This window comes from Streptomyces sp. NPDC048297 (assembly GCF_043201585.1).
Taxonomy (GTDB): Bacteria; Actinomycetota; Actinomycetes; order Streptomycetales; family Streptomycetaceae; genus Streptomyces.
The window spans coordinates 103,804-130,391 of record NZ_JBICZA010000025.1; the positions used below are offsets into that span (position 1 = coordinate 103,804).

Here is a 26,588-nt window from a genome sequence, read left to right on the forward strand (position 1 = left end):
CCTAGTCGCGGCTGTCGTCCTCCAGCGCTGCCAGCGCCGGGTCCAGGACGATGTCCTCGTCGCGTGCCTCGATCGTCGGGTCCTCCGGGAGGTGGCAGGCCGTCAGGTGGCCGCTGCGGTTGCCCGAGATCTGGACCAGCGGCGGTTCCTCCGTCGCGCACTTGTCCTGTGCCTTCCAGCAGCGGGTGCGGAAGTGGCAGCCGGACGGCGGGGAGATCGGTGACGGCACGTCGCCGGCCAGGCGGATGCGCTCGCGGCCGGACGAGTCGTCGCCCTGGAGGTTCACCTCGGGAACCGCCGACAGGAGCGCATGGGTGTAGGGGTGCCGGGGGCGGGTGTAGATGGAGTCCCGGTCACCCACCTCGATGATCTTGCCGAGGTACATCACCGCGACACGCTGCGAGAAGTGCCGTACCACCGCCAGGTCGTGGGCGATGAAGAGGAACGCGATGCCGAGTTCCTTCTGCACCTTCTGGAGCAGGTTGACCACCTGCGCCTGGATCGAGACGTCCAGCGCGGAGACCGGCTCGTCCGCCACGATCAGCTTCGGCTCCAGGGCCAACGCCCTTGCCACACCGATGCGCTGGCGCTGGCCGCCGGAGAACTCGTGCGGGAAGCGGTTGTAGTGCTCGGGGTTCAGGCCGACGATCTCCAGCAGCTCCCGGACGCGGCTCTCACGACCGCCGGGAGGGTTGATGCCGTTGACCTCCATCGGCCCCGAGATGATCGTGCCGACCGTCTGGCGCGGGTTCAGCGACGAGTACGGGTCCTGGAAGATCATCTGGATCTCGGAGCGGATGGGCGCCAGCTCCTTGCGCGAGGCGCGGCTGATGTCCTGGCCCCGGTACGAGATCCGTCCGCTCGTCGGCTCCAGCAGACGCGTGATCAGCCGGCCGGTCGTCGACTTGCCGCAGCCCGACTCCCCCACCAGGCCGAAGCTCTCGCCCACCGCCATGGTGAGGTCGACGCCGTCCACGGCCTGCACCGCGCCGACGGTCCGCCGGATCGGGAAGCCGCCCTTGATCGGGAAGTGCTTGGTCAGCCCGGAGACCTCAAGGAGCGGTTCGCCCGCTGCCTCTTTCGACGTCTCGTGCGGGCTGGGGAGGACGAGGTCCTCTTTCATGACGTGTCCTCCTAGCCCAGACGGGGCTTGATCTCTTCGATGAAGATGGTCCGCTTCTGCTCCGCCGTGAGGTGGCACGCCGAGGCCCGGTCGGGACCGAGCAGCGGCCGTACGTCGACGCAGCGGTCGCGGAACTCGACGCGGTCCTGGAAGACGCACCGCGGGTGGAAGGGGCAGCCGCTGGGCGGGTTGAGCAGGGAGGGCGGGGCTCCGGGGATCGGCTCAAGCGGGGCGTCGAGGTCGGCGTCCAGGCGCGGCATCGAGTTCAGCAGGCCCCAGGTGTACGGGTGCTGGGGCGAGCGCAGCACCTCGTCGACCGTGCCCCGCTCCACCGCGCCGCCCGCGTACATCACCATGATGTCGTCGGCCATGTCGGCGATCACGCCGAGGTCGTGGGTGATGAAGATGATGCCGGTCCCGAACTCCTGCTGCAGGTCCTTCAGGAGGTCGAGGATCTGGGCCTGCACGGTCACGTCGAGGGCCGTGGTCGGCTCGTCCGCGATGAGCAGGTCCGGGTCGCACACGAGCGCCATCGCGATCATCGCGCGCTGGCGCATACCGCCGGAGAACTGGTGCGGGTAGTCCTTCGCCCGCTCCTTGGGGTTGGGGATGCCGACCTTGCCGAGCATCTCCACCGCGCGGTCCCAGGCGGCCCGCTTGGAGGCGCCGGTGTGCTTCATGTACGGCTCGGCGATCTGCCGGCCGACCGTGTAGTACGGCGACAGCGCGGTCAGCGGGTCCTGGAAGATCATGGCGATCTTGTTGCCGCGCAGCTTCTCCATCTCGGACTCGCGGGCGGTCGTCAACTCCTTGCCGTCGAAGAGGATCTCCCCCTCGACGGTGGTGAACATGGGGTTGTGCAGGCCGAGGATGGTCAGGTTGGTGACCGACTTGCCGGACCCCGACTCGCCCACGACGCCGAGGGTCCTGCCCCGCTGCACGTCGTAGGACAGCCCGTTCACGGCCTTGACGATGCCGTCCTCGGTCTTGAAACGGACATGCAGGTCACGCACCGAGAGCAGGGCGCCCGCACCGGCCGGGGAAGGAGTACCGGCTTCCTTGGTCAGAGTGGTCACAGGTGCTCCTAGGACAGCCGTACGCGCGGGTCGATGAAGGCGTAGCACGCGTCGACGATGATGTTGAACAGCAGGATCATGGTCGCGGAGAACAGCATCACGCCGAGCAGCAGCGGCAGGTCGCTGAAGAAGACGGACTGGACCGCCAGTTGGCCGAGACCCGGCAGACCGAACGTCGTCTCGGTGATGATGGCGCCGCCGAGCAGGGATCCGAGGTCGATGCCGAAGATGGTCACGATGGGGATCAGCGAGCCGCGCCAGGCGTAGCGGAAGAAGACGTACCGCCGGGACATGCCCTTCGCGCGGGCGGTGCGGACGTGCTCCTCCTGGAGCTGTTCGATCATCGAGGAGCGCGCCATACGGGTGTACTGCGCGGCGAAGATCGTGGACAGGACCGCCCAGGGGATGATCAGTCCGGCGAACCAGGAGGCCGGGTTCGCGAGGAAGTCGTTGTACGACGGCTTCTCGAACCAGTGGGTCTGGTAGACGAGGATCGCCAGTGCCAGCGGGCCGAGGAAGTAGATCTGCATCGAGCTGAGCACCATCGCGCCGGCGGTGGCCGTCTTGTCGATCAGTGTGCCGCGCCGCCAGGCGGCGAGCAGGCCGGTGCCGAGGCCGACGATCAGGAACAGGATCGCACCGCCGATGGTCAGCGAGACGGTGGTGGGCAGGCGGTCGACCAGGGTGCCCCAGACCTGCTCGTTCGTGTGGTACGAGTACCCGAAGCAGGGGGCGGGGCAGGGGCCTTGGGCGAAGCCGTCGCTGCCCAGGACGAGGTTGTGCAGGAAGATCCAGTACTGCTCGGGGATCGACTTGTCGAGTCCGAGCACATGGTGAATGTTCGCGATGCTGTCCGGGTTGCAGGTCTTCCCGCACATCAGCAGCGCCGGGTCGCGGGGCACCCCGAAGAACAGCACGAAGGCGACGATGCTCAGCAGGAACAGAATGACGACGGCACCGAGGAACCGGCGGACGAGGAAGCGCAGCATGACAGGGGCAGCTCTCTGGCGTCGGCTAGCCGCACCGTACCCGGTGCGCCGCCGCTGAGGGCGCGCGCACCGGGTACCGGCCGGGGACGGTTACTTGACGAACAGGCGACGCGGGTCGATGCCACCGATCACGTCGTCGTAGACGAGGCCGCCGACCTTGGAACCGGCGATCTGCGTCTGCTTGTAGTACGCGGTCGGGACGACGTTGGTGACGTCCTTCACGATGTACTGGTCGAGCTTCTCCCACTCGGCCGCGGCCTTGACCGGGTCGGTGATGGTGTTGATCCGGTCGATCTCGCTGTTGACCTTCGGGTCGTTGATCTGCGAGTAGTTCTGCGCGCCGTCGGCGATCACGCGGCCGTCGTACAGCGGCGGGATCACGGTCGAGGCGGACGGCCAGTCGGCACCCCACGCGGTGTGGAAGATGTCGTAGTTGTTGTTCAGCTTGGAGACCTGGTCGTAGTAGGTCTCGGCCGGGATCTCCTGGCGCTGGACGTCGAAGCCGGCCTTCTTCAGGCCCGCCGCCATCGCGGTGGAGTACTGCTGGCCCTCGGGGGTGTTGATGTAGCCGAAGGTCAGCTTCAGGTTGAGCTTGCCGGCCTCCTTCAGGAGGGCCTTGGCCTTCTCCGGGTCACCGGCCGGCTTCTTCTTCTTGCCGTACGGGTCGAAGGCGGCGTCGTAGCCGGAGACGGTCGGCGAGATCAGGCCGCCGGCGACCTCCATCGCGTCGGTGCCGCCGTAGGCGCGGACGAACGGCGTGATGGGAAGGGCGTAGGCGATGGCCTCGCGCACCTTCTTGTCCTGCATCGCCGGGTGCTTCATGTTGATGTTCATCTGGCCGACGTACGGCTGGTAGCCGGAGACGACACGCGACTTGAGCTTCGGGTCCTTGAGGACGTTGGACAGGTTGCCCGCGTCCACCTGGTTGTTGAGGCTGAGGCCGGTCTGGTCCGCACCGCTGTCCGCGAGCAGGGCCTTCGTCGACGTCTCGAACTGCTGGTTGAACGTGAAGTTGAACTGGTCGACGTACTGGTGACGGATCGGGTCCGTCTTCGGGTCCCAGTTGGTGTTCTTGACCAGCACCATCGACTTGCCGGACTTGAACGACTGGATCTTGTACGGACCGGCCGTCAGGGGCGCCTTGTCGTAGCGCTCCTTGGTGTCGCCCTTCTCCGAGACGACCGCGTAGCCCGCCATGGCGAGGGCGTACGGGAAGTCCGGGTGCGCCGTCTTGAAGTGGAAGACGATCGTCTTCGCGTCCGGCGTCTCAAGGATCGAGTTGGGCAGGTGCTTGCCCTTGTAGGGGCCGTCCTTGAGGAGCTTGCGGTAGTCCGCGCCCGGGGTGTTGGCCAGCCACTGCTGGATGTACGCCGGCCCCTGGTTGATGAACGGAGCGAACATGCGCTCGAAGGTGTGCCGGACGTCCTTGGACGTGATCGCCGAACCGTCGGCGAACTTGATGCCGTCCTTCAGCGTGTACTTCCAGGTCTTGCCGCCGTCCGTGGTGGTACCGGAGTCGGTGGCGAGGTCACCGACGACCTCGTGCTTCGAGCCGTCGTCGCTGGTCGCCTTGTAGCCCGTCAGGCCGCGGTGGATCAGCGTCGCGAGCGAGCCCTCGTCGGAGACGTAGATCTGCGCCGGGTCGAGGTGGGCGTAGCTGTCACGCTGGAGCACCTCCATCGTGCCGCCGGGCTTGGCGCCGGGCACCTCGGCGGCCGGACCGGTGGAGTCCGCCGCGTTGCCGAACTTGATGGAGGACTGCTGACGCTTGGCGTCCTGCTTGTCCTTCTCGGTGTTGCCGCCGCTGTCGCTGCCGCCCTTGCTGCAACCGGTGAGCACAAGAGCCCCGGCCGCGAGCACGGAGAGTGCGCCGTATACGTGGCGTCCGCCCCTACTCATCACTGAAGTTTCCCACCCATCTTTTGTGTCACCAGTGCGAAGTCACTGCTGTGAAAAGCCGCTCCGGGAAAGCACCGGAACTCGTGGAACTGGCCTGGTCAGCGCGCGGCCTTGGGGTCGAAAGCGTCCCTGACCGAATCCCCGAGCAGGTTGAACGCGACGATGAAGATGATCATCGAAATGCCGGGGAAGAACATGTAGGTGATGTCGTTCTGCATCACGAGTTCCGTCGACGCCTTGGAGAACATCTGTCCCCAGTCCGGCGTCGGTTCGACGATGCCCACACCCAGGAAGGACAGGCCCGCCTCGGCCGTCACGAAGGCCGGCAGCATGTACGTCGTCTGCACCAGCAGCGGCGTGACGACGTTGGGCAGGATCTCCTTGCGGATGATCCGCCACGACGAGGCCCCGCTGACCTTCGCCGCCTCGATGAACTCCCGTTCCCGCAGGGCGAGCGAGGTGCCGCGCAGGATCCGGGCGAGACTCATCCAGCCGAGGAACCACTGGACGAGGATCAGCGCAACCACACGGACGTAAGTCGGCGTCTCATCACGGGGGCTGACGAACAGGGAGACGACGACCGGCATGCTCGCGATGAAGAACAGCTGCGAGGGGAACGCCAGCAGGAAGTCGATGATCCGGCCGATGGTGAAGTCGGTGCGGCCGCCCAGATAGCCGGCCGCGACACCGAGCAGGATGCCGGTGATCACGACCGCGATCGTGACCGCGACGGAGATCATCAGCGAGGTACGGATGCCGTAGATCAGCTTGGTGAAGACGTCGTAGCCGTTGCCGGGCTCGAGTCCGAACCAGAACTCGCCGCTGATACCGCCGTTGGGCTGGACGGGCACACCCGCGCTGTCGAACAGCTCGGGGCGTTCGTCCGCGTAGACGGTGTAGGGGTCCTTGCCGTACACCTTGGAGATCAGCGGGGCGAACAGGCCGATCAGGAAGAAGAAGAGCACGACGCAGGCGGAGATCACGCCCGTGCGGTCCCGCTTGAAGCGGATCCACATCAGCTGGCCGGGGGACCGGCCCTCAAGCTTGGCGGCCTCGGTCTTCGTCTTCGGCCCGGGTTCGCCGTCGACGATCACCGAAGTCCCGCCGCCCTCAATGTCGATAGGACTTGTCACGGTTCGTCCGTTTCACAGGTATGGGTGAAGGAGGCCCTGGGTGCTCCGAGTTCCGCGAATCCGCAGCCGGACGCGCGTAGTTGAACGGCCGCACGAAGCGACCGGTCGATGAACTCAGAGGATGCCGCAGGACGAACGATCGGGGGCCGGCCTACCGGACGGCGCGAACGCGACCCATCTGGTGTTCGTGACACCGCGCATGGGTGTTCCTCCTCATGACTCCACGTATTCACCAACAGGAGGGGGTTTCCGTCTTTCCTCCGACACCCCTGACGGAAGATCAGACACCCCCTGGTGCTCGTGAGTCGGCGCCGTCCCCACGGCGCGAGACCCATTGACCCGAGCGCTACGCGGCTAACTATCTGCCATGAGCCAGGTGGCGACCACAGTCTTTAAATCTCAATTCAGTCACAGCTCACCTGTAGAACTTCCAAAAACTGGACAAACCGATCCCCGGGTGAAGGCCGCGAAACGGACGTGTTACATGGCTATCGGAAGAAGATCTCCGCATTTCGGACAGGTGGGCGCGGAAAACCGGTTGCAAAAAGCCCAGGTGTCCCCAAGATGGGGACACCCGGGCTGGGTTGCCCGGCGAACACGCCGGACCAGGCGTCGGATCAGGCCTCCGACCGGGCCTCGGATCAGCCGTGCTTGGCGCGGCTCGCGGCGCGGGCACGCTCACGCTGGTCGAGGTTGACCTTGCGGATGCGAACGGCCTCCGGAGTCACCTCGACACACTCGTCGTCGCGGCAGAACTCCAGCGACTGCTCCAGCGACAGCTTGCGCGGCGGCACGATCGCCTCGAACGAGTCGGCCGACGAGGACCGCATGTTCGTGAGCTTCTTCTCCTTGGTGATGTTCACGTCCATGTCGTCGGCGCGCGAGTTCTCACCGACGATCATGCCCTCGTACACCTCGGTGCCCGGCTCCACGAAGAGCACGCCGCGCTCCTGGAGGTTCGTCATCGCGAACGCGGTGACGGCGCCGGAGCGGTCGGCGACCAGGGAGCCGTTGTTCCGGGTCTGGAGGTTGCCGAACCAGGGCTCGTGACCCTCGTGGATCGAGTGGCCGATGCCGGTGCCGCGGGTCTGGGTCAGGAACTCGGTCCGGAAGCCGATCAGGCCGCGGGACGGCACGACGAACTCCATACGGACCCAGCCGGAGCCGTGGTTGGACATGTTGTCCATGCGGCCCTTGCGGACGCCCATGAGCTGCGTGACCGCGCCCATGTGCTCCTCGGGGACGTCGATCGTCATGCGCTCGACCGGCTCATGGACCTTGCCGTCGATCTCGCGGGTGACCACCTGGGGCTTGCCGACGGTCAGTTCGTAGCCCTCGCGGCGCATCTGCTCGACCAGGATGGCCAGCGCCAGCTCACCACGGCCCTGCACCTCCCAGGCGTCCGGCCGCTCGGTGTCCAGGACACGCAGCGAGACGTTACCGATCAGCTCGCGGTCCAGGCGGTCCTTGACCTGGCGGGCGGTGACCTTGCGGTCCTTGACGGCCGCCTTCGCGTCGGCGCCCTTGCCGGTACCGCCACGGCCGACCAGCGGCGAGGTGTTCGTACCGATGACCATGGAGATCGCGGGCTCGTCGACCGTGATCAGCGGCAGGGCGACCGGGTTCTCCGGGTCGGCCAGCGTCTCGCCGATCATGATGTCCGGGATACCGGCGACGGCGCAGATGTCACCGGGGCCGGCCACCTCGGCGGGCTTGCGGGTGAGGGCCTCGGTCATCATCAGCTCGGTGATGCGCACGTTGCCGATGAAGCCGTCGCGCTTGATCCAGGCCACGGTCTGGCCCTTGCGCAGCTCGCCCTGCTCGACACGCAGCAGCGCGATACGGCCGAGGAAGTTGTCGGCGTCGAGGTTGGTGACGTGGGCCTGGAGCGGGGCCTCCTCGTCGTAGGTCGGGGCCGGGATGTGCTCCAGGATCGTGGAGAAGAACGGCTCCAGGCTGGTGGAGTCGGCCGGAACCGTGCCGTTCTCCGGCTTGGTCAGCGAGGCGATGCCGTCACGGCCGCAGGCGTAGACGATCGGGAACTCGATCTGCTCCTCGTCCGCGTCCAGGTCGAGGAAGAGGTCGTACGTCTCGTTGACGACCTCGTCGATCCGGGAGTCCGGACGGTCCGTCTTGTTGATGCACAGGATGACGGGCAGGCGCTGCTGGAGCGCCTTGCGCAGCACGAAGCGGGTCTGCGGCAGCGGGCCCTCGGAGGCGTCCACCAGCAGCACGACACCGTCGACCATCGACAGACCGCGCTCGACCTCGCCACCGAAGTCGGCGTGGCCGGGGGTGTCGATGATGTTGATCGTGATCGGGTCCCCGCCGTCCTTCGGGTGGTACTTGACCGCCGTGTTCTTGGCGAGGATCGTGATGCCCTTCTCACGCTCCAGGTCGTTCGAGTCCATCATGCGGTCGTCGACGCCTTCGAGCTGGTGGGCGGCGAAGGCGCCGGCCTGCTTCAGCATGCCGTCGACGATGGTCGTCTTGCCGTGGTCGACGTGGGCGACGATGGCGACGTTGCGAATGTCGTGGCGCGTGGCCATATTGCGACGTACTCCCGGAGTGTGAGGTATGCCCTGCGCGGACGTCTGTGTCGCGCGGGCCCTGCCGGGCTGGACACGCCACGGCCTCACCCCATGGTACGTGGCCGCCGCCGTTGCGGCTCGCCGGGATGCGTCGGTGCAGCGCACGCCACATCCGACGCCCCCGGCACGCAGCTGTTGCTCCGGCTTACTTCGTCGGGCCCGGCAGGACCTTCGCGCCCTTCTTCAGGAAGCCCATGTCCTCGTAGACGGGCGTCTGGAAACCGAACGCACCCGCGTTGACCAGGTCTTTTCGGGCGGCGACCAGCTGGGGGCGCTGGTAGAGCGGGATGGAGCCCGCGACCGCCCAGATCCGGGCGTCCGCTTTGCGGATGAGATCGCGTGCCTCGTCCTCGTCGAGCGTGGAGGCGGCCTCGTCGAAGAGCTGGTCGACCTGGTCGGTGCCGACCCGCGTGTAGTTCTGCTCGATGTTCACCGAGCCGTCGGCGGCCGGCAGCGGCTTGGCGTAGATCGGCCGGGCGTCGGTGGCCGGGAAGGCGGTGGACGGCCAGGAGTACAGGGCGAGGTCGTAGTCGCCGGAGGCGACGTGGTCCTTGAAGTAGCTCTCGTCCGAGACCTTGGTGATCGTCGTGCGGATGCCGACCTTGTCCAGCATCGCCGAGATCCGCAGGGCGACCGTGTTCAGGGTGTCCGAGCCGGCGCCCGAGGGGAGGACGAAGCGCAGGTCGAGCGCCTGGCCGTCCTTGGCGAGCGGCCCGGTCACCGCGCCGGCGGGGGCGGCGGTGCCCTTCGGGGCGTAGGCGCCGGGGGCGCCGCCCTGGCCCGAGTACTGCTTGCCGTCCTGGACGAGGTGCTTGCCGCCCTGATCGCCCTGGCCCCGCGGCTCGCTCTTGCCGTCGGCGTCCTTGCCGTCGGTGTTCTTGCCGTGGGCGTCCTCGCCGTCGCCGCTCTTGTTGTCCTCGCCGACGATGTACTCCCCGTCGGTGCCGCCCTCGGACTGGTCCTCCTCGCCCTTCTTCGCCTCGGGACCGGCCGCCTTCTCGGCCTTCTTCGGCTCCTTGACCGGACCGCCGGCGACCCAGCCGGCGTCCGCGAGCAGGGCCTGCGCCTCCTTGGGGTCCTGGCCGCCGAGGGCGCCGCTGTTGTCCGCGTAGTCCTGCTGCCCGGACAGGGCCAGGTGGCTGCCGACCGGGACGGCGGGCAGGCCGAGCGGCGTCAGGACGACCTTGGCCAGCGCCGTGCGGTCAAGGGCGCGGGCGACCGCGCGGCGGACCCGTTCGTCGGCGAGGGGGCCGGTGGCGCCGTTCAGGGCGAGCTGGGTGTAGGCGGGCTCCAGCGACTTGCGCACCACCGCGGTGGTGGCGCCCTTCGCACCGGCGGCCGGTCCGATCCGCCCGGCCTCGGACTCGTCGACGTCGGCGAGGTCCACGGTCCCGTCGGCCAGCGAGGCGGCCCGCTGGTCGCGGGGTACGGCGTGCAGCACGATCGAGTCGAGCTTGGCGGGCTTGCCCCACCAGCGCGGGTTGCGGGTGAGGACGACGTCCTTCGTGGCGGTGTCGACCTTGTCCAGCAGGAAGGGGCCCGCGGTCACGGCCAGCTTGCGGCGCGCGCCGTCGTTGAAGGCGTCCGGGGTGCCCGTGACGTCCTTCGGGTACAGCGGGGAGAACAGCGACTTCCAGTCGGCGTAGGGGCGGGAGAAGGTGACCCGGACCTGGAGGTCGCTCGCGCCGCGCTCGATCTTCTCGATGCGGTCGTAGCCGGCGTTGCGGGCGGTCCAGTAGGCGCTGTCCTTGCCGGACAGGGCGCGCCACTGGGCGACGAAGTCGGCGGCGCCGATCTCCCGGCCGTCGCTCCAGACGGCCTGCTGGTTCAGCTTGTACTGCACGACCTGGCGCGGCTCGGTCTCGATGACCTTGGCGGACTCCAGAAAGTCGGGGTTGGCCACCGCCCGGCCGCTCGCGTCGAACCGGAACATCGACGGCAGCACGGCCTGGGCGACCCGGGTGGTGCCCGCGTCCGCGTCGGCCTGGTAGGCGTTGAGCGTCTCCGGCACGGCGTCCACGGCCCACTTCAGCGAGCCGCCCGAGGCCACCTGGTCACGGGCGGCGAGGGCGATGTCCTGCTTGGCGAGCGGCTTGCTCTCCTCGTCGTCGGAACCGCACCCGGAGACGAGCGAGACCGCGAGCGCGCCCGCGATGAGGAAGGCGGTCGAGCGCACGGCGCTCCGCGGAAGGCGCCGCGACGGACTGCCGGTCGTCCGCGACTCCGTCGTGGCGGGTCGCGCCCCGAGGCGGAGCCGCATATCGACGGAGCCCCGCGCCCCTTCGGGGCGCTGCCCCGTGCCGACCTCGTGGGACATCTCTGCTACCTCCGGGAAGCCGCGGGCGTTATGATCACTTTTGGCGGTATATGGAGCTGATCAGATCTATGCACCCACTGAAGAGGAAAGGATCCGACGACTGCGGGAGACACGGCGACGACGGCCGGCAAGCCCACCCGTGCGGCGCAACACCCGAGCAGATGTGCACCCCGCCAATCGAGGCGCATCTCTTCACAGCGACGGTGTGACGCGCAACACTCCAAGGCGCATGAACGTCGCCGCCCAGGGCCCGCAGAATCCGCGGAAGTGAGGGCAAGTCATGTCCGTGCACGATGAACTGACATCCGTCCAGCGCTCCCTCGACGACCTCAACCGGTCGCTGGGACACCTGGAACAGCAGATCGGCAGCAGCGGTCTGGAGATGCGCCGGGTCCGCACGGACGCCGACCATCTGCGCGAGAGCGTGAAGCTGCTGCGGGAGTCGGTGAACACCCCCGCCGCCAAGCGGCCCGAACTCGTCACCATCTCCGACACGCCGTACGACATCAGCCTGTGGACGGACTCGGACGACGAGGGTCTGGGCGCCCGCGACCGGCACGCGCCCTGAGCACACCCGGCCCCCGCCGAGCGCGTCCCGCACACGTGCCGCACGCGTCCGGCGGGGGGCCGGCCCGCTCCCCACACCCCTGAACCGACCGGAGTCCTGTCTTGGCCACAGGTACGGAACCCCAACACAGCAGCGGCGGCGGCGTCCGCAGCGGTACGCGCGCCGCGATCGCCGCACCGCATCTGCGGACCGACCGCTGGTGGCTGACGCCCGCCGTCACCGCGGCCGGTCTGTTCGCCTTCGTCGTGTACTCGACCTGGCGGGCCTTCTCGAACGCCCACTACTACGCGGCGCCGTACGTCTCGCCGTTCTACTCGCCGTGCCTCGCCAAGAACTGCGAGACCATACGCGCGGGCCCGAACGCCGACCTGTTCGGCAGCTGGTGGGCCCTCTCCCCCGCGATCATCATCCTGATCTTCCCGCTCGGCTTCCGGCTGACCTGCTACTACTACCGCAAGGCGTACTACCGCAGCTTCTGGCTGTCCCCGCCCGCCTGCGCGGTCGCCGAGCCGCACGCGAAGTACACCGGCGAGACCCGCTTCCCGCTGATCCTGCAGAACGTCCACCGGTACTTCTTCTACGCGGCGCTCCTGGTCGCCGGCGTGCTGACCTACGACACCGTGCTGTCCTTCCGCGACGAGCACTACCGCTGGGGCCACATGGGGCTCGGCACCCTCGTGTTCCTGGCCAACATCGTGCTGATCTGGGCGTACACCCTGTCCTGCCACTCCTGCCGGCACATCGTCGGCGGCAAGCTCAAGCACTTCTCCAGGCACCCCGTGCGCTACCGGGCGTGGCAGTTCGTGGGCAAGCTCAACGCCCGCCACATGCAGCTGGCCTGGGCGTCGCTGCTGAGCGTGGCGCTCGCCGACTTCTACGTCTATCTCGTCGCGTCCGGGGTCTTCGACGATCCGCGCTTCTTCTAGGGCTAGTGAGGAACTGACTGATGTCCGTGGTGGACCGGCAGGAGTGGGACGTCGTCGTGGTCGGTGCCGGGGGCGCCGGGCTGCGGGCCGCGATCGAGGCGCGGGAGCGGGGCGCGCGTACGGCGGTGATCTGCAAGTCGCTGTTCGGCAAGGCGCACACGGTGATGGCCGAGGGCGGCATCGCGGCGGCCATGGCCAACGTCAACGAGCACGACAACTGGCAGGTCCACTTCCGCGACACGATGCGCGGCGGCAAGTTCCTCAACCAGTGGCGGATGGCCGAGCTGCACGCGCGGGAGGCCCCGGAGCGGGTGTGGGAGCTGGAGACCTGGGGCGCGCTGTTCGACCGCACGAAGGACGGGAAGATCTCCCAGCGCAACTTCGGCGGCCACGAGTACCCGCGCCTCGCGCACGTCGGCGACCGCACGGGCCTGGAGCTGATCCGCACCCTCCAGCAGAAGATCGTCGCCCTGCAGCAGGAGGACTTCGAGGAGAGCGGCGACTACGAGTCACGGCTGAAGGTCTTCCAGGAGTGCACGGTCACGCGGATCCTCAAGGACGGGGACCGGGTCTCGGGCGTCTTCGCGTACGACCGTGAGTCCGGCCGTTTCTTCGTCCTGGAGGCACCCGCGGTCGTCATCGCGACCGGCGGCATCGGCAAGTCCTTCAAGGTCACCTCGAACTCCTGGGAGTACACCGGCGACGGCCACGCCCTCGCGCTGCTCGCGGGAGCCCCGCTGCTGAACATGGAGTTCGTGCAGTTCCACCCGACGGGCATGATCTGGCCGCCGTCCGTCAAGGGCCTGCTGGTGACCGAGTCGGTGCGCGGCGACGGCGGGGTCCTCAGGAACTCCGAGGGCAAGCGGTTCATGTTCGACTACATCCCGGACGTGTTCAAGGAGAAGTACGCGGAGTCCGAGGAGGAGGGCGACCGCTGGTACGAGGACCCGGACCACAACCGGCGCCCGCCCGAGCTGCTCCCCCGCGACGAGGTGGCCCGCGCGATCAACTCCGAGGTGAAGGCGGGCCGGGGCTCCCCGCACGGCGGGGTCTTCCTCGACGTGTCGACGCGCATGCCCGCCGAGGTGATCCGGCGCCGGCTGCCGTCCATGTACCACCAGTTCAAGGAGCTGGCGGACGTCGACATCACGGCCGAGGCGATGGAGGTCGGGCCGACCTGCCACTACGTGATGGGGGGCATCGCCGTCGACTCCGACACGGCGGCGGCGCGCGGGGTGCCGGGGCTGTTCGCGGCCGGTGAGGTCGCGGGCGGCATGCACGGCTCCAACCGGCTCGGCGGCAACTCGCTCTCCGACCTGCTGGTGTTCGGGCGCCGCGCGGGCCGGCACGCGGCGCGGTTCGCGGCGGACGCGACCGAGCGCCCCACCGTCCTTGACGCCCAGGTGGACGCGGCCTCCGCCGAGGCCCTGCGGCCCTTCTCGGCGCGGACGACGGGCGAGGCGGGCCCGCCGGAGAACCCGTACACCCTGCACCAGGAACTCCAGCAGACCATGAACGACCTGGTCGGCATCATCCGCCGCGAGGGCGAGATGCGGGAGGCCCTGCAGAAGCTGGCCGGGCTGCGGGCACGGGCCCGCACGGCCGGCGTCGAGGGACACCGCCAGTTCAACCCGGGCTGGCATCTGGCACTGGACCTGCGGAACATGCTGCTGGTCAGCGAGTGCGTGGCACGGGCCGCCCTGGAACGCACCGAGTCCCGCGGCGGCCACACCCGCGAGGACCACGCGGCGATGGACCGCCGCTGGCGCAACGTGAACCTCCTGTGCGCCCTCGCCGACCCCACCGCCTCTGACGCCGCCGGGGACCTCGCCGCCGCTGGCCCCACCGGGGACCTCGCCGCCGCCGACCCGGCCCGGGACCAGATCCGCCTCACCCGCGAGACCACCGAACCCATCCGCCCGGACCTGCTCGCCCTCTTCGAGAAGGACGAACTGGTCAAGTACCTCGCCGAAGAGGAGCTGTACGAGTGAGCAGCTACGAGGCCCGCTTCAAGGTGTGGCGGGGTGACGCCGAGGGCGGGGGCCTGGCGGACTTCGCCGTCGAGGTGAACGACGGCGAGGTGGTCCTGGACATCGTCCACCGCCTCCAGGCCACCCAGGCACCCGACCTGGCCGTGCGCTGGAACTGCAAGGCGGGCAAGTGCGGTTCGTGCTCGGCGGAGGTCAACGGCCGCCCGCGGCTGCTGTGCATGACGCGCATGTCGGTGTTCGACCGGTCGGAGACCGTCACGGTGACGCCCTTGCGCGCGTTCCCGGTGATCCGGGACCTGGTGACGGACGTCGGCTTCAACTACCAGAAGGCGCGGGAGGTTCCGGCGTTCGTACCGCCCGCCGGCGTCGGTCCGGGCGAGTACCGGATGACGCAGGAGGACGTGGACCGTTCGCAGGAGTTCCGCAAGTGCATCGAGTGCTTCCTGTGCCAGGGCACCTGCCATGTGGTGCGCGACCACGAGGAGAACAAGAAGGCGTTCGCGGGTCCGCGCTTCCTGATGCGGGTCGCCGAACTGGACATGCACCCGCTGGACGCGGCCGCCGAGACCGGCCTGGACCGCGCGAGCACGGCCCAGGACGAACACGGCCTCGGCTACTGCAACATCACCAAGTGCTGCACGGAGGTCTGCCCCGAGGGCATCAGGATCACGGACAACGCCCTGATCCCCTTGAAGGAACGGGCCGTCGACCGCAAGTACGACCCGCTCGTGTGGCTGGGTTCGAAGATCAGGAGGCGGACTTCGTAGGGCCCCCGCCGGGGCGCTGGGAGAGGGCCTGCATGATCCCGCCGGCCAGGAAGAGCCCGCAGTAGCCGAAGAACCCGACGGCGCCGAACCCCGCGTCCTCGAACGGGCCCAGCAGCAGAAGCAGGGTCAGCCCGAGTGTCATCGTCAGCGTGCCGTACCCCCACAGCCGCGGCCGCACCACCCGACGCCGGATCCACGGCGGCACCCAGTCCGTCGCGATCGCCGCGATGCCACCCGCGGCAGCCAGCGCAACGACCAGCCAAGCCCCCGCAACCAAGTACATGTGCATGACGAGGATGGTCCCACCGGGGGCGCAATCGCGCCAGGGAGAAGGTCGTGACGCGCAACAGCGCCCCCGCCGACCGGAGTTACCCGCACCAGCCTCCCCGGTAGGCCCGCCAGTCCGCCTCCGTGGCCGCGAAGTCGACGTACAGGGCGACGCCGAAACGGGCCCGGCCCGCGTCGGTGCGGGACAGGCCGAGGCGGACGCCGCGCACGGCGGCCGGGACGGTCTCGGCACTGGCCCAGTGGCCGATCTTGTCCTCGTGGTAGAAGGGCAGGCCCATGAGGAGGTCCGTGGACCTGGGGGTGACCTCCAGGGCGAGGCTGGTCTGCTGGGCCACATAACCGCCGTACAGACTCCGAAGCGGCTGCGCGGTGTCGTACGACATCACCGCGATCTGGTCGACGCGGCGGGCCACCTGGCCGAAATACGCCTGCGACCACCACTTGGGGTGGCCGGTGAGCGCGCCGGCGACGGTGTGGAGGGCGGGGAGCGGGTCGATCTGGTGCGCGGCGACGGACAGTTGCGCGTGCCGGGCGCGGGTGAGGGTGCGCAGGTCGTCGAGGAGCGTGAGGTAGTTCCGGTCGCCCGAGTGGAGGGGCTCCAGGTCGAAGTGGGTGCCCTCGAAGCCGGCGTCCAGGATCCGGCGGGCCGAGACGAGGATCGCGGCGCGGGTGCCGGGGGCTTCCAGGTGCAGGCCGTCGCGGTCCTCGCTCGCCAGCTTGTCCCCGAGCCAGGCCTGGACACGGACCCCGGGAGCCGCGCGGTGCAGGGCCGAGATCAGCCGGTGGGCCTTGGGGTAGGCCGCCGCCGGAAGCGTCCCGTCGTGCTCCAGGGGACCCGCGTGGACGTACAGGTCCCGGATGCCCGTTCCTTTCAGCCGCCGCGCGAGGGCGGCGACGTCCGCGTCCGTCTTCCGCCCGTCGACCCAGGCGTGCCCCAGCCAGAGGACATCCCGGTGCCGGGTCCTGGCGCCCTCGTCGGGCACACCGGTGTAGTTGATCCGGAGGGCGGCCTCGGAGGTGAGGAGGGTGAGGACGGGGAGGAGCAGGACCAGGAGGAGGGCGAGGAGGACGCGGCGGAGAGTGCGGCGGTGGGGACGGCGGGGGGTGGGACGGTGACCGGGGTCCAGGGGTGGGGCCGGTACGGGCTGTGGGTGCCCGTGGTCCTCCGTCTCTCCGTCGTGCTGTGGCGTGTCCATTGTGACCCCCTGTTGTGCTCGTCCCCCAGCCGTATCCGCCCCACTCGCGGCAGCGCCTACGTGCCCATACGCTCCAAAATGTGACGTCCTCCCTGGTTCGGGGCCGGCCCCGGCGTGTCGCGGCGCAGATACGGGTGCGGGTGGCGCATGCCGTGGTGGGTGCCGTCGTCGGGGGCGGCTGGCTGGCGTTGCCGGTGATGACGGTCGGTACGGGAGATCCGGTTCCCACCGCTCCGGACCGGCCGGTCGCGAGTGCGGCCGCGCCGGAGCACGACGGGACGTCGGCGACGGACCTGCTGCTGCCGATCGCGGTGGTCGGAGCGGCCGGGGTGCTGGCCGGGTACGGCTACGTGCGGCGCACCCGGCGGGCCCGGACCCGGACGACGCCGGGCCCGGTGCCGGCGGCTCCCGCGGCGCTCTCCGTGGCCGAGTCCGAGCGGCAGGCGAGTGCCGCGCTGGTGCTGGCCGACGACTGTGTGCGCGCCAGCGCGGAGGAACTCTCCTTCGTGGCCGAGCTGTTCGGGGAGGAGCGGGCCGAGCCGTTCCGGCACGCCGTGCGGGCGGCGCGGACCGAACTGGCGGCGGCGTTCGCGATATGGGGGCGGTACGAGCAGGGGGTGCCGGGGGAGGCGAGTGCCCGGCGGCAGGCGCTGGTCGGCGTGGTCGGGCGGTGTGCGGAGGCGGGGCGGCGCCTGGACTCCGAGGCCGAGGCCCTGGACCGGCTGCGGGAGCTGGAGGAGGGGGTGCGCGAGGCGCTGGGGGTCGCGGAGGGACGGTTCCGGAACCTGACCGCGCGGACGGCGGCGGCCCAGCTCACCGCGTCCGCGTTGCACGACCGGTACGGGCCCTCGGCGGCCGAGCCCGTCATCGGCTCCGTCGAACAGGCCAAGGACCGCCTGGTGTTCGCGACCTCGCAGCTCAATGAGGCCCGGCGAGCGGACGACACGCACGACGGCCGGCGCGCGGCCCGGCAACTGCGGGCCGCCGAGGGCGCGATCGCCCAGGCCGGCGTCCTCGTCGGCGGGGTGGAGCGGCTCGCGGCGCGGCTGCGGGAGGCCGCCGGCATGGTCCCGGCCGCGCTGACCGGCGCCGAGTCGGAAGCCGCGGCTGCCCGGAAGGGTGACGTGCCGATCTCCCTCACCACCGGCGAGCTGCACGCCCGCCTCGCCCACACCGACGGCGTCCTGTCCGCCGTACGCGAGGAGCTGACCACAGGACCGTACGACCCCCTGGACGCGCTGCGCCGGATCGCGCGGGCGGCGGAGCGGCTGGAGGTGGGCCGGTCCGGGGTGATCGAGGCCGCCGCGCTGCTCGTCGCGCGCAGCACGGTCGGCGAGGCGGAGGACTACGTGTCCGTGCACCGGGGGGCGGTGGGCGCGGAGGCCCGGACCCGCCTGGCGCAGGCGGTGCGGGCGCTGGACGGCGACGCGGTGGCGGGCCCGCCGGCCCCGCCCGGGATACCCGGGACACCCGGGACACCCGGGATATCCCTCCGCGAGCCGCCCGGTCACACCACCGAGGCGGACACCCTCGCCCGGCAGGCCCGGGAGCTGGCCGAACGCGACGTCCGCCTCCACGGCAACCCCTACGCCGCCGCCGAACCCCTCCCCGCCGGCCTCCCGGGCGCCGTCCTCGGCGGCATCCTCCTCACCGAGGACCCCGACGCCGGCCCCCCGGCCTCCTTCGGCGGCCCCCGAACCCGCAACCGCCGCCATCTCCTGCCCTGACCGCGTCTCCTCGGAAGCCCCTGCGGCGGGTGGCTGGGCGGGGCCGGCTGTCAGAACAGGCTGAGCAGTGCCTCCGCCGGGTCCGTGAGGACGGTTTCGTCGCCGGGGAGGGGGAGTTCGAACCAGACGGTCTTGCCGCGGGGGGTGCGGCGGGAGCCCCAGGCGGCGCTGAGGAGGCCGACGAGTTGCAGGCCGCGGCCACCCTCGTCCGTGTCGCGGGCGCGGCGGCGGCGGGGCTGGACCAGGCCCGAGTCCCAGACCTCGCAGACGAGGGTGCGGTCCAGCAGGAGGCGGAGTCTGATCTCGCCCTCGCCGTAGCGCAGGGCGTTGGTGACGAGTTCGCTGACCAGCAGTTCCGTGGTGTCGACCAGCCCCTCTAGACCCCAGCTGACCAGTTGCCGGCGGGCGTACTCGCGCGCCCGGCCCACGCTCTTCGGCTCGCGCGGCAGCGTCCAGTCGCCGACGGAGTCGGCGGGCAGCCCCTGCACCCGGGCCATGAGCAGGGCGATGTCGTCCTCGCCGTGGTGGGTGTCGAGGGTGTTGAGGACGTGGTCGCAGACGTCCTCCAGGGGGCTGGTGGGGTCGGTGAGGGCACCCACGAGAGCTTGCAGGCCCTCGTCCAGGGGGTGGTCGCGGGACTCGACCAGGCCGTCGGTGTAGAGGGCGAGGAGGGCGCCCTCGGGGAGTTCGACCTCGACCTCCTCGAAGGGCTCGCCGCCCACGCCGAGCGGCATCCCCGGCGGCACGTCGAGCATCAGGGCCGCCTCGCCGGGCTCGACCAGCACCGGCGGCAGATGCCCGGCGTTGGCGAACGTGCACCGGCGGGTGACGGAGTCGTACACGGCGTACACGCAGGTCGCCAGGTAGACCTCGGAGAGGTCCGCGTCGCGGGGCTGGCGGGCGGCCCGGGTGGCCTGCTGGACGCCGCCGGGGGTGCCGAGGCCGCGGGCGATCTCGTCCAACGCCGAGAGGACCTCGGCCGGTTCGAGGTCGAGCAGGGCCAACGTGCGTACGGCAGTACGGAGTTCACCCATGGCGACGGCGGCGCGCAGGCCGCGGCCCATGACATCGCCGACCACCAACGCCGTACGGTGGCCCGGCAGTTCGATGACGTCGAACCAGTCGCCGCCGACCTCCGTGGCCGCGTTGCCGGGCAGGTAGCGGCAGGCGATGTCGAGGCCCGAGGCCTCGGGGTCGCCCGGCGGGAGCAGCGAGCGTTGCAGTATCAGCGCGCGCTCGTGCTCGCGGCGGTACAGGCGGGCGTTGTCGATACTGACCGCGGCGCGCGCGGCCAGTTCGACCGCGAGGTCCCGGTCCCGGTCCCCGAACGGCTCGCTGCCCTTCGTCCGCGCGAACCGCGCCAGGCCCACGACCGTGTCGTGGGCGACCATCGGCACGGCCAGCGTGGACTGCACGAGCCCGCCCTCCTCGCCGGGTACCCGCTGCGTCCGGGCGGTGCGCAGGGCGTCCGCGCAGGGCGAGTTGAAGGGGAAGTGGTGGACCGCGCCGACCGCGACGGACTCGCCGGAGCCGGGGAAGGGGCCGTCGGAGACGGCGCTGGCGAAGGCGACCCGGCGCAGTTCCGCGCTGCCGTCGGAGAGGCCGGGCGGGGTCTCGTCGCCGGTGAGCAGACCCTGGTAGAGGTCGACGGTGGCGAGGTCGCAGAAGCCGGGCACGACGACATCGAGAAGCTCGCGGGCGGTGGTCTCCAGGTCGAGGGAGTTCCCTATGCGGGCGCCGGCCTCGTTGAGCAGGGCGAGGTTGCGACGGGCGGCGGCGGCCTCGCGGGCGGCGGCGCGCCGGGCGGTGATGTCGGTGCCGAGCCAGGAGACACCGATGGGACGGCCGCTGCCGCTGTGCACGCGGTAGAGGTTGACGGACCAGTGCCGGCGCCCCTCGGAGCCCGGGACGAAGCCCGTGACATGCATGTCGGTGATCGACTCGCCGGTCTCCAGCACGCGCCGCAAAGTGGCCGCGACCCGCTCGGCCTCGCCCCGCGGCAGATAGTCGTGCACCCCCCTGCCCCGGTGGTCGTCGGGGGTCCCGCCGAAGGTGGAGGCGAACCGCATGTTGGCCCGACGCACCCTCAGGTCCGGGTCGATCAGCAGGAAGCCGAACGGAGATTGACCGAAAATCGCCTGCGAGGCGGCCAGATCGGTCTCGATGCTGCGCAGCGTGCGGACGTCCACGACGATGCAGACGGCGGCCTTCTCCCCCTCGGCGGTCCGCGTGGGCATGACGTAGACCTCGGCGATCCCCTCCTCGCCGCGCACCCCGTCCTGCGTGTCCGGCATCCGGAAGGGGACCACACCGGTCCACTCCCGCCCGTCGAGGATCTCGGCCATCTTGCGCTGGCCACGGTCCCGCAGGTCGGGGTCGATGAACGCCTCTATGGGGTCCATGCCGACGGCGCGTTCGGCCGGGATACCGAAGAGCTGCTCGGCGCGCAGGCTCCACTGGTCGACCAGCCCCCCGGGGCCGATGGAGAAGGACGCGACCTTGATGTAGTCGTAGATCGAGCCGGGCGGGCTGCTCTGCCACATGGCGTCCCCGGGCATGACTGCACCAGCCGCGGCCTGGTCCCTCGCGCCGTCCGACGGGTCCTGGTCCTCGGACTCCGTGGCCTTCGCTGGTATCTCGCTCACGCGAACCGTCCCCTCCAGCTCACCGCGTCCGGTACCGGTCACCGGAGGCGGCTGCCCGCAGTATCCAGCACTACGGCGCCGCACGACACGGTGTTCACGATCACAGCTCGGTCCAGGTGAGTTTCGGACCGGGCGGCGACAACACTTCCAGTCTTCTAACCAGCGAACACCCTCATGAATCACGCACCGGGCAATGCTCCGCGCGACGGGAATCGGCCATGGCCGGCACACCGGCGCACACACCTCCCGCGGTGCGCCCTGCCACCCTCGCATGCCCCCTTCCCCACCCGTGCGTGCCCCCGGTTCACCCCGGCACCGCGAGTTCGAACCAGACGGTCTTCCCGATCTCACCGGGCCGGGTCCCCCAGCGGCGCGAGGAGCCGGCGACCAGTTGCAGTCCCCGGCCGCTCTCGTCCTCGGGGCGGGCGACCCGTTCGCGCGGCGGGTCCGGCAGCGGGTCGGAGACCTCCACCAGCAGGGCGCCGTCACCCCCGGTGGGGCGCACCAGGCGTACGCCGATGGGGCCGGTGGCGTACCGCAGGGAGTTGGTCACCAACTCGCTGACCAGCAGAGCCGCGAGATCGACCAGGCAATCGAGCTGCCAGCCGTGCAACTGGCCGCGAACCGCGGCACGCGCCGTGCGCACCGCACCCGGTTCCGCGGGAAAGGTCCACTCGGCACAGTCGCCTTCGGTGTCGATCACGCCGATCACTTCCCAGGCCTGCGAGCCCACACTTGTCCGTTTTCACAGGGTTAATGGGGACATACCCGGTATCCACGAGGCAGTACCGCACAGACGGGCGCACAGTGGCACGAACGGCGTACACGGCGCGCGACCTGGTCGGGACGGGGAGGTGGACGCGCTGAGTGGGTCGCGGGGGGTCTGGGGGGCCTGGGGGGTCTGGGGGGTCTGGGGGTCCGGGAGGGGGCGGGCCCTCCGGGGAGCGGGGCTCTGGCGGCGGGCTTGGCGGTCTGCCCAGTTGGAGGACCTGGCTCAGTACCGTCTCACCTCAGTTCGCCGGCGGCCCTGAGGTCGTCGAAGAGCAGCTGGTCGACCGGTGGCACCGACGGACGGTCCGCGTACGAGAACCAGGCCATCTCCTCGATCTCGCTGCTCACCGACAAGCTCCCCTGGTACTCCGCGGTGTAGCAGCTCATACGCACCACAGCCCCTCCCGGCAGATCGGGCACCTCCGCCTCGTACGTGCCCACATGCAGCGCACTGTCCGGGTCGAGGAGCACGGTCAGCTCCTCCTTGATCTCACGGAGCAGGGTCTCCAGGTCACTCTCCGCTCCCTCCCGCTTACCGCCCGGGATGTAGAAGACGTCCTTTCCCCGGGGCCTGGCGCAGAGAATCCTGCCGTTCTCCACCCGCACCCACGCCACCGTGTCGATCAGGACCGTCATCACTCCGCCTTCACCATCCGGAACCCGCGTCGAGCAAGACCTTAACGAGACCGGCACGCGCCCCGCCGGGCCGGCCTTCCGGTCTTGCGGCCTTCCGGTCTTCCGGTCTTCCGGTCTTCCGGTCTTCCGGTCTTCCGGTCTTCCGGTCTTCCGGTCTTCCGGCCTCAGCCCTCCAGGTCCGCGATCGCCTCGGCCAGCCACCGCTTCTCCTCGGCCCCCGTCGCGCGGGCGATGCGCAGCATGCCCTGCCGGAAGAGATCCGGCGCCTCCTCGGCCCGTACCGGCTCGCCGTCGCGGTAGAAGAAGCTCGCCGGAGTGTCGAGGAAAGCCTGCCGGCGGCGGAGGACGGCGGCCTGCTCCGCCCGGTCGGGGAGGTGCCGCAGAAACGCCAGCAGCGTGAAGAAGCGCTGCCCATCGGTGATTTCGACTTCTTTGGGGTGCCGAAGCCGGGCCCGCAGGTCAACACGGCCCGCGTCGGTGAGGGAAGTGGCCATGGCGGCATCCATGGCCCTGCAGTGTGCGGCCGTCGCCAGGATGTACCGGCGCGCGGCACTGCCGAGGGCCACAGGAGGCGACAGCGGTCGACCGGCAATCCTCGCCGCAGCATGCGACGACTCCGCGTCCGACGAATCCGCCTCCGACGACTCCGCCTGCGACTACCGGCTTGTCTCGTGAGCGCCGGGGCAGCTCCCAGGGCCCAGCGTCCCGCCGGCTCGGGGAGGCGCGCTGCGGCGGGCGGTGAGCAGTCGGTCGGCGTCGAGCAGTCGGCCGGCGTCGAGGAGGGCGGCTGCGACCACCGCGGTCCGTTCGGTCATGGGGCGGATCCTGTGGGAGCGCGGCGCCGCTCAGTTGCGGGTGCCGTCCCCGTTCTGGCCGATGCGTTCGACCCAGTAGAGCTGCTTGTGCCCGCGGTCGTCGAGGCTGTCGGCGATCCGCTGGGCCTCGGCGCGGGTCGCGTACCGGCCCACGCGGTAGCGATTGCCGTTGTCGTCCTGCCGTATGACGATCCAGGGCAGGGAGACCGTGCCCTCACTCATCGCCCCCACCGTTCCTTCTCGCACCGCCCCGCCCTCTCCCGCGTTCGGCCGTGCTCGGGGACCCCCGTCGCGCCCCGGGCCTCCCGCCGTACCCCGCCTAAGGAAACCGCAATCCGCATATGCCTGAGCGTACGCCCAACCTTCACGCAGCGAATACGGCTTTTCACAAAGAGGTACGCAACCAGCCAGAACGCAGGGGGCGCACGACAGCGGACGCGCCCCCCGCAGGCACCGACGTCGTGGGGTGGCACATGCCGGGCGGACGCCGCACCACCTGGAAGAACGGCCGAATCCCAGCGGCCGGGGCAGGGTGGGACCACGAACCGGGCGGGCAGGGAACGCCGGGACGCCGCGCTTCGTGTGCGCTACTTCACAGGCCGCGCGCGGGCCTTCACGAGCCGCGTACGGCCCTTCGTGAGCCGCGTGCGGCCTTTGCAGGCCGTGCGTGCGGCCGTTCGCGGGCCTCCGCCCGATGTCTCACCGGCACCCGCTACCTCACCGGGAGGTGATAGGCGACCCGGTAACGGTCCGCCGGGATGACGACGTCCGCCGTCTCCACCGGGCGCCCGGAGGCGTAGTACGTGCGCTGGATGACGAGGACCACATGTCCGGGGACACCGCCGAGGACGTGGAGTTCCTCGGCGAGGCCGGGGCGGGCGCCGACCTCCTCGGTGACGTTGTCCACGATGACGTCGATGGCCCGCATGCGCTCGACGACCCCCATGCCGCCGAGCGGACCCTCCTCCGGGAGCATCACGGGGGTGCGGCCGGTGACGGCGAGGGGTTCCCAGGAGGTGGAGAGCATCATCGGCTCCCCCGCCTCACGGAACAGGTACCTGGTGCGCATGACCCGCTCACCGGGCTTGACGGCGAGCCGCCCGGCGATGACGGCCCCCGCCTCGGCCTGCTCGCTGCGGGACTCCCACGTACCGCGCGCCGCCGCGTCGGCCTGCTCCTGCCGGAACGGCGTGGCACCGCCGGAGGGCCGGTAGCCGGAGCGGGCCACACGCCTGGGCACCGGCCGCTCGCGCACGTACGTCCCCGACCCGGAGCGGCCCTCGACCAGCCCCTCGGCCATCAGCACCTTGCGGGCCTCCAGCGCGACCGTGTCCGAGACGCCGTACTCCTCGCGGATGCGGGCCTGGGAGGGGAGGCGGGTGTGGGGCGGCAGTGAACCGTCGACGATCTTCTTGCGGAGATCACCCGCGACGCGCAGGTACGCCGGCTGCTCACCGAAAGTCACTGGCCGCTCCCATCAGGTTGTACAGACAGCAACAGACTGGCAACCCTGGGTTGTGCCGTGCAAGCAAAGGCCAGAGAATCACTCGATGTGATGACATATGCCAGGGGAGGGCTTTACCCAGGCACTTTCCTCCCGCTATAGCTCCCCTCTTTACCGGCGGTCACACCTCGACTTCACCAGCGGTCACACCTCGGCGGCGGTACCTCCACCGCCACTCGACCCGCCGGCACCCGAACCGTCCGGCGCCGCGGGCGGAGTGGTCTCAAGGCCGAGGGCCTTGCGGGCGGCGACGGACTGCTTCGGGTCGATGGACGTGAGGGCGGCGCCGTAGTGCTGGTAGAAGGTATCGGCGTCCTTGGCCGTGGCCGCCTTCTCCCACTCCGCGCGCGCCCGCTCCAGGTTCGCGGCCAGGGCGGTGACCGGTGTGCGGGCGCTCGCGGGCCAGGCGTGGCCGCGCAGCATCCGGGTCTGGTCGGCCAGGGCCCTCGACACGCGCCCGGCCCACGCCTTGTGCCCCGGCAGGTCGTCCTCGACGTACTCCGCGTCCGGGGCCGTGTCCATGGCCGCGTTGAGCACATGGGCGGCCTTCAGGTACGCGACCTGGTCGGGGTCGAGGACGGTCTCGTCGTTGCGCAGCGAGCCGGTGAGGCTGCGGCCCTCGGTCGTATTGCCGAAGACGCAGGTGACCTCGCGGTCGCCGGCCGCCCAGCTCTCCTCGGTGGGCGTGAGGTAGTAGACGTCGATGTCCGCGGGGACCGCCCAGCCGTCCATCGCGTAGGCGTCCTGGAGGCCGTAGCAGCGCTCGTCCGCGGCGGCGGCCACCGAGTCGTCACCCGGGTAACGGCCCACGCCCAGCCGGAAGGAGGCGAACACCTCACCGTCGTGCTCCCCGGAGCAGGGCACCTCGTCGAGGTCGTACGTCTCGCCGCTGAGCCGGCCTCCGGGCGCGTCGAAGCACTCGCCCTTGACCAGCGAGATGCTCGCACCGTCGCGCGCGCCGTCCTTGATCCCCTGCCAGAAGTCGGACGCGCCGCCGGTGGCGAGCAGCAGCACCCACAGCGCGATCCCGATCGCGGACAGCACCGAGCCGCCGATCGCCATCCCCTTGCCGCGCTGCCCCTGCCGCCGGATCTGCCCCAGGGCGATCAGCCCGAGCAGCAGGCCGACGCCGGGCAGGCAGCACAGCAGGCCCAGCACGAGGGAGGCGACGGCGAGGCCGTTGACGGGAGCCGGCTGGTTGTAGGGGCTGTAGCCCTGCGTCCACGGCTGGTATCCGGGCGGGGCGTAGGGGTTGGGGGGTGCGTGTGGTCCCTGCGGGTACGACGGCTGCCCGTAGGACCCGTAGGACCCGTAGGACCCGTAAGGGTCCGGCTGGGACTGCTGGGGCGGCCCGTACGGCTGGTGGGGGTCGGGGGGCGGGGGTATGGACACCGGTACCGTGCTCCTGGGTCGTGCGGCGGCAGCCGCGAGAGCGGCGAGCGGCCGGCGGCCGGACTGACGTACGAAGCAGACGTATGAAGCTGACGTTTGAAGCTGACGTACGCATCTCGTCTCACGTACGACAGCGCATGTTGACGTGCTCCCTGGCCTAAAGTCCAGGGATTCCGGCCTGGGTCGGCTGACCCTTCCGGGGGCTTCCTGCTTCACCGCGCTGTGCGGGCACGG

The 26,588-nt window shown here is 70.3% G+C and carries 21 protein-coding genes and 1 pseudogene; 5 read left to right on the top strand and 17 right to left on the bottom strand.

Translation table 11 applies throughout. The features are described 5' to 3' along the window. Nucleotide 1: 1 nt before the first annotated feature. The 7 genes from ACGFYV_RS25630 to ACGFYV_RS25660 all read right to left on the bottom strand — a co-directional run bounded on the left by ACGFYV_RS25630 (nt 2) and on the right by ACGFYV_RS25660 (nt 11,128). Complete coding sequence (locus ACGFYV_RS25630) at nt 2–1,123, bottom strand: ABC transporter ATP-binding protein (protein ID WP_393880793.1); 1,122 nt, start codon at nt 1,121–1,123, stop codon at nt 2–4. Nucleotides 1,124–1,134: 11 nt separating this feature from the next. Next, nucleotides 1,135–2,199, bottom strand: a complete 1,065-nt coding sequence (locus ACGFYV_RS25635; protein ID WP_393880794.1) for an ABC transporter ATP-binding protein — start codon at nt 2,197–2,199, stop codon at nt 1,135–1,137. A gap of 8 nt (nt 2,200–2,207) precedes the next feature. Further along, nucleotides 2,208–3,188: an ABC transporter permease gene (locus tag ACGFYV_RS25640; RefSeq protein ID WP_393880795.1), complete on the bottom strand. Its 981-nt coding sequence runs from the start codon at nt 3,186–3,188 to the stop codon at nt 2,208–2,210. 90 nt (nt 3,189–3,278) lie between these two features. Then, the gene (locus tag ACGFYV_RS25645) at nt 3,279–5,087 is read right to left on the bottom strand and encodes an ABC transporter substrate-binding protein (RefSeq protein WP_393880796.1); all 1,809 of its coding nucleotides are present in this window, start codon (nt 5,085–5,087) and stop codon (nt 3,279–3,281) included. A 98-nt stretch (nt 5,088–5,185) separates the two neighbouring features. Beyond that, on the bottom strand, nt 5,186–6,220 hold the full coding sequence (locus ACGFYV_RS25650) for an ABC transporter permease (RefSeq protein WP_393880797.1): 1,035 nt from the start codon (nt 6,218–6,220) through the stop codon (nt 5,186–5,188). 641 nt (nt 6,221–6,861) lie between these two features. Next, complete coding sequence (gene typA, locus ACGFYV_RS25655; protein WP_393880798.1) at nt 6,862–8,769, bottom strand: translational GTPase TypA; 1,908 nt, start codon at nt 8,767–8,769, stop codon at nt 6,862–6,864. 187 nt (nt 8,770–8,956) lie between these two features. Then, nucleotides 8,957–11,128 carry an ABC transporter family substrate-binding protein gene (locus ACGFYV_RS25660; RefSeq protein ID WP_393880799.1) on the bottom strand — a complete coding sequence of 724 codons (2,172 nt, stop codon included), beginning with the start codon at nt 11,126–11,128 and terminating at the stop codon, nt 8,957–8,959. Between the two features lie 280 nt (nt 11,129–11,408). Between ACGFYV_RS25660 and ACGFYV_RS25665 the strand changes: the two genes are divergently transcribed. From ACGFYV_RS25665 to ACGFYV_RS25680, 4 genes are all read left to right on the top strand, one after another. Further along, on the top strand, nt 11,409–11,696 hold the full coding sequence (locus ACGFYV_RS25665) for a hypothetical protein (protein ID WP_393880800.1): 288 nt from the start codon (nt 11,409–11,411) through the stop codon (nt 11,694–11,696). 101 nt (nt 11,697–11,797) lie between these two features. Further along, complete coding sequence (locus tag ACGFYV_RS25670) at nt 11,798–12,622, top strand: hypothetical protein (RefSeq protein WP_393880801.1); 825 nt, start codon at nt 11,798–11,800, stop codon at nt 12,620–12,622. Between the two features lie 20 nt (nt 12,623–12,642). Further along, nucleotides 12,643–14,613, top strand: a complete 1,971-nt coding sequence (locus ACGFYV_RS25675; RefSeq protein ID WP_393880802.1) for a fumarate reductase/succinate dehydrogenase flavoprotein subunit — start codon at nt 12,643–12,645, stop codon at nt 14,611–14,613. Further along, nucleotides 14,610–15,380 carry a succinate dehydrogenase/fumarate reductase iron-sulfur subunit gene (locus ACGFYV_RS25680; RefSeq protein ID WP_393880803.1) on the top strand — a complete coding sequence of 257 codons (771 nt, stop codon included), beginning with the start codon at nt 14,610–14,612 and terminating at the stop codon, nt 15,378–15,380. The genes ACGFYV_RS25675 and ACGFYV_RS25680 overlap by 4 nt, the downstream gene beginning before the upstream one ends. Here ACGFYV_RS25680 and ACGFYV_RS25685 read toward each other — a convergent pair. Further along, nucleotides 15,361–15,669 (bottom strand): hypothetical protein, encoded by a 309-nt coding sequence (locus ACGFYV_RS25685; RefSeq protein WP_393880804.1) that lies wholly within the window; start codon nt 15,667–15,669, stop codon nt 15,361–15,363. The genes ACGFYV_RS25680 and ACGFYV_RS25685 overlap by 20 nt on opposite strands. A 79-nt stretch (nt 15,670–15,748) precedes the next feature. Then, nucleotides 15,749–16,864, bottom strand: coding sequence for a hypothetical protein (locus ACGFYV_RS25690; RefSeq protein WP_393880805.1), 1,116 nt, complete (start codon nt 16,862–16,864; stop codon nt 15,749–15,751). Between the two features lie 80 nt (nt 16,865–16,944). Between ACGFYV_RS25690 and ACGFYV_RS25695 the strand changes: the two genes are divergently transcribed. Then, nucleotides 16,945–18,591 (top strand): hypothetical protein, encoded by a 1,647-nt coding sequence (locus ACGFYV_RS25695; protein WP_393880806.1) that lies wholly within the window; start codon nt 16,945–16,947, stop codon nt 18,589–18,591. A 50-nt stretch (nt 18,592–18,641) separates the two neighbouring features. On the opposite strand, the gene ACGFYV_RS25700 is transcribed toward ACGFYV_RS25695, so the two are convergent. The 8 genes and pseudogenes from ACGFYV_RS25700 to ACGFYV_RS25735 all read right to left on the bottom strand — a co-directional run bounded on the left by ACGFYV_RS25700 (nt 18,642) and on the right by ACGFYV_RS25735 (nt 26,354). Continuing rightward, nucleotides 18,642–21,236, bottom strand: coding sequence for a SpoIIE family protein phosphatase (locus ACGFYV_RS25700; RefSeq protein ID WP_393880807.1), 2,595 nt, complete (start codon nt 21,234–21,236; stop codon nt 18,642–18,644). Between the two features lie 304 nt (nt 21,237–21,540). Next, a complete protein-coding gene (locus tag ACGFYV_RS25705; RefSeq protein ID WP_393880808.1) occupies nt 21,541–21,969 on the bottom strand; it encodes an ATP-binding protein in 429 nt (142 codons plus the stop codon). A 272-nt stretch (nt 21,970–22,241) separates the two neighbouring features. Beyond that, on the bottom strand, nt 22,242–22,643 hold the full coding sequence (locus ACGFYV_RS25710) for an NUDIX domain-containing protein (RefSeq protein ID WP_393880809.1): 402 nt from the start codon (nt 22,641–22,643) through the stop codon (nt 22,242–22,244). Between the two features lie 164 nt (nt 22,644–22,807). Further along, nucleotides 22,808–23,128: pseudogene (locus ACGFYV_RS25715) on the bottom strand (PadR family transcriptional regulator); the annotation flags it as partial. A gap of 171 nt (nt 23,129–23,299) precedes the next feature. Next, a complete protein-coding gene (locus ACGFYV_RS25720; protein WP_393880810.1) occupies nt 23,300–23,458 on the bottom strand; it encodes a hypothetical protein in 159 nt (52 codons plus the stop codon). A 30-nt stretch (nt 23,459–23,488) separates the two neighbouring features. Then, nucleotides 23,489–23,680 carry an SPOR domain-containing protein gene (locus tag ACGFYV_RS25725; RefSeq protein ID WP_393880811.1) on the bottom strand — a complete coding sequence of 64 codons (192 nt, stop codon included), beginning with the start codon at nt 23,678–23,680 and terminating at the stop codon, nt 23,489–23,491. Nucleotides 23,681–24,170: 490 nt separating this feature from the next. Further along, a complete protein-coding gene (locus ACGFYV_RS25730; protein WP_393880812.1) occupies nt 24,171–24,923 on the bottom strand; it encodes a GntR family transcriptional regulator in 753 nt (250 codons plus the stop codon). A 183-nt stretch (nt 24,924–25,106) separates the two neighbouring features. Then, nucleotides 25,107–26,354, bottom strand: a complete 1,248-nt coding sequence (locus ACGFYV_RS25735) for a DUF4190 domain-containing protein (RefSeq protein ID WP_393880813.1) — start codon at nt 26,352–26,354, stop codon at nt 25,107–25,109. Nucleotides 26,355–26,588 lie beyond the last annotated feature (234 nt).

Bases quoted from the DNA above. Each gene is read 5' to 3' on its own strand.
- ACGFYV_RS25645 (WP_393880796.1), bottom strand. From the start codon at position 5,087: ATGAGTAGGGGCGGACGCCACGTATACGGCGCACTCTCCGTGCTCGCG.
- typA (WP_393880798.1), bottom strand. From the start codon at position 8,769: ATGGCCACGCGCCACGACATTCGCAACGTCGCCATCGTCGCCCACGTC.
- ACGFYV_RS25630 (WP_393880793.1), bottom strand. From the start codon at position 1,123: ATGAAAGAGGACCTCGTCCTCCCCAGCCCGCACGAGACGTCGAAAGAG.
- ACGFYV_RS25720 (WP_393880810.1), bottom strand. From the start codon at position 23,458: ATGACCGAACGGACCGCGGTGGTCGCAGCCGCCCTCCTCGACGCCGGC.
- ACGFYV_RS25725 (WP_393880811.1), bottom strand. From the start codon at position 23,680: ATGAGTGAGGGCACGGTCTCCCTGCCCTGGATCGTCATACGGCAGGAC.
- ACGFYV_RS25685 (WP_393880804.1), bottom strand. From the start codon at position 15,669: ATGCACATGTACTTGGTTGCGGGGGCTTGGCTGGTCGTTGCGCTGGCT.
- ACGFYV_RS25665 (WP_393880800.1), top strand. From the start codon at position 11,409: ATGTCCGTGCACGATGAACTGACATCCGTCCAGCGCTCCCTCGACGAC.
- ACGFYV_RS25690 (WP_393880805.1), bottom strand. From the start codon at position 16,864: ATGGACACGCCACAGCACGACGGAGAGACGGAGGACCACGGGCACCCA.
- ACGFYV_RS25640 (WP_393880795.1), bottom strand. From the start codon at position 3,188: ATGCTGCGCTTCCTCGTCCGCCGGTTCCTCGGTGCCGTCGTCATTCTG.
- ACGFYV_RS25710 (WP_393880809.1), bottom strand. From the start codon at position 22,643: ATGACGGTCCTGATCGACACGGTGGCGTGGGTGCGGGTGGAGAACGGC.
- ACGFYV_RS25675 (WP_393880802.1), top strand. From the start codon at position 12,643: ATGTCCGTGGTGGACCGGCAGGAGTGGGACGTCGTCGTGGTCGGTGCC.
- ACGFYV_RS25660 (WP_393880799.1), bottom strand. From the start codon at position 11,128: ATGTCCCACGAGGTCGGCACGGGGCAGCGCCCCGAAGGGGCGCGGGGC.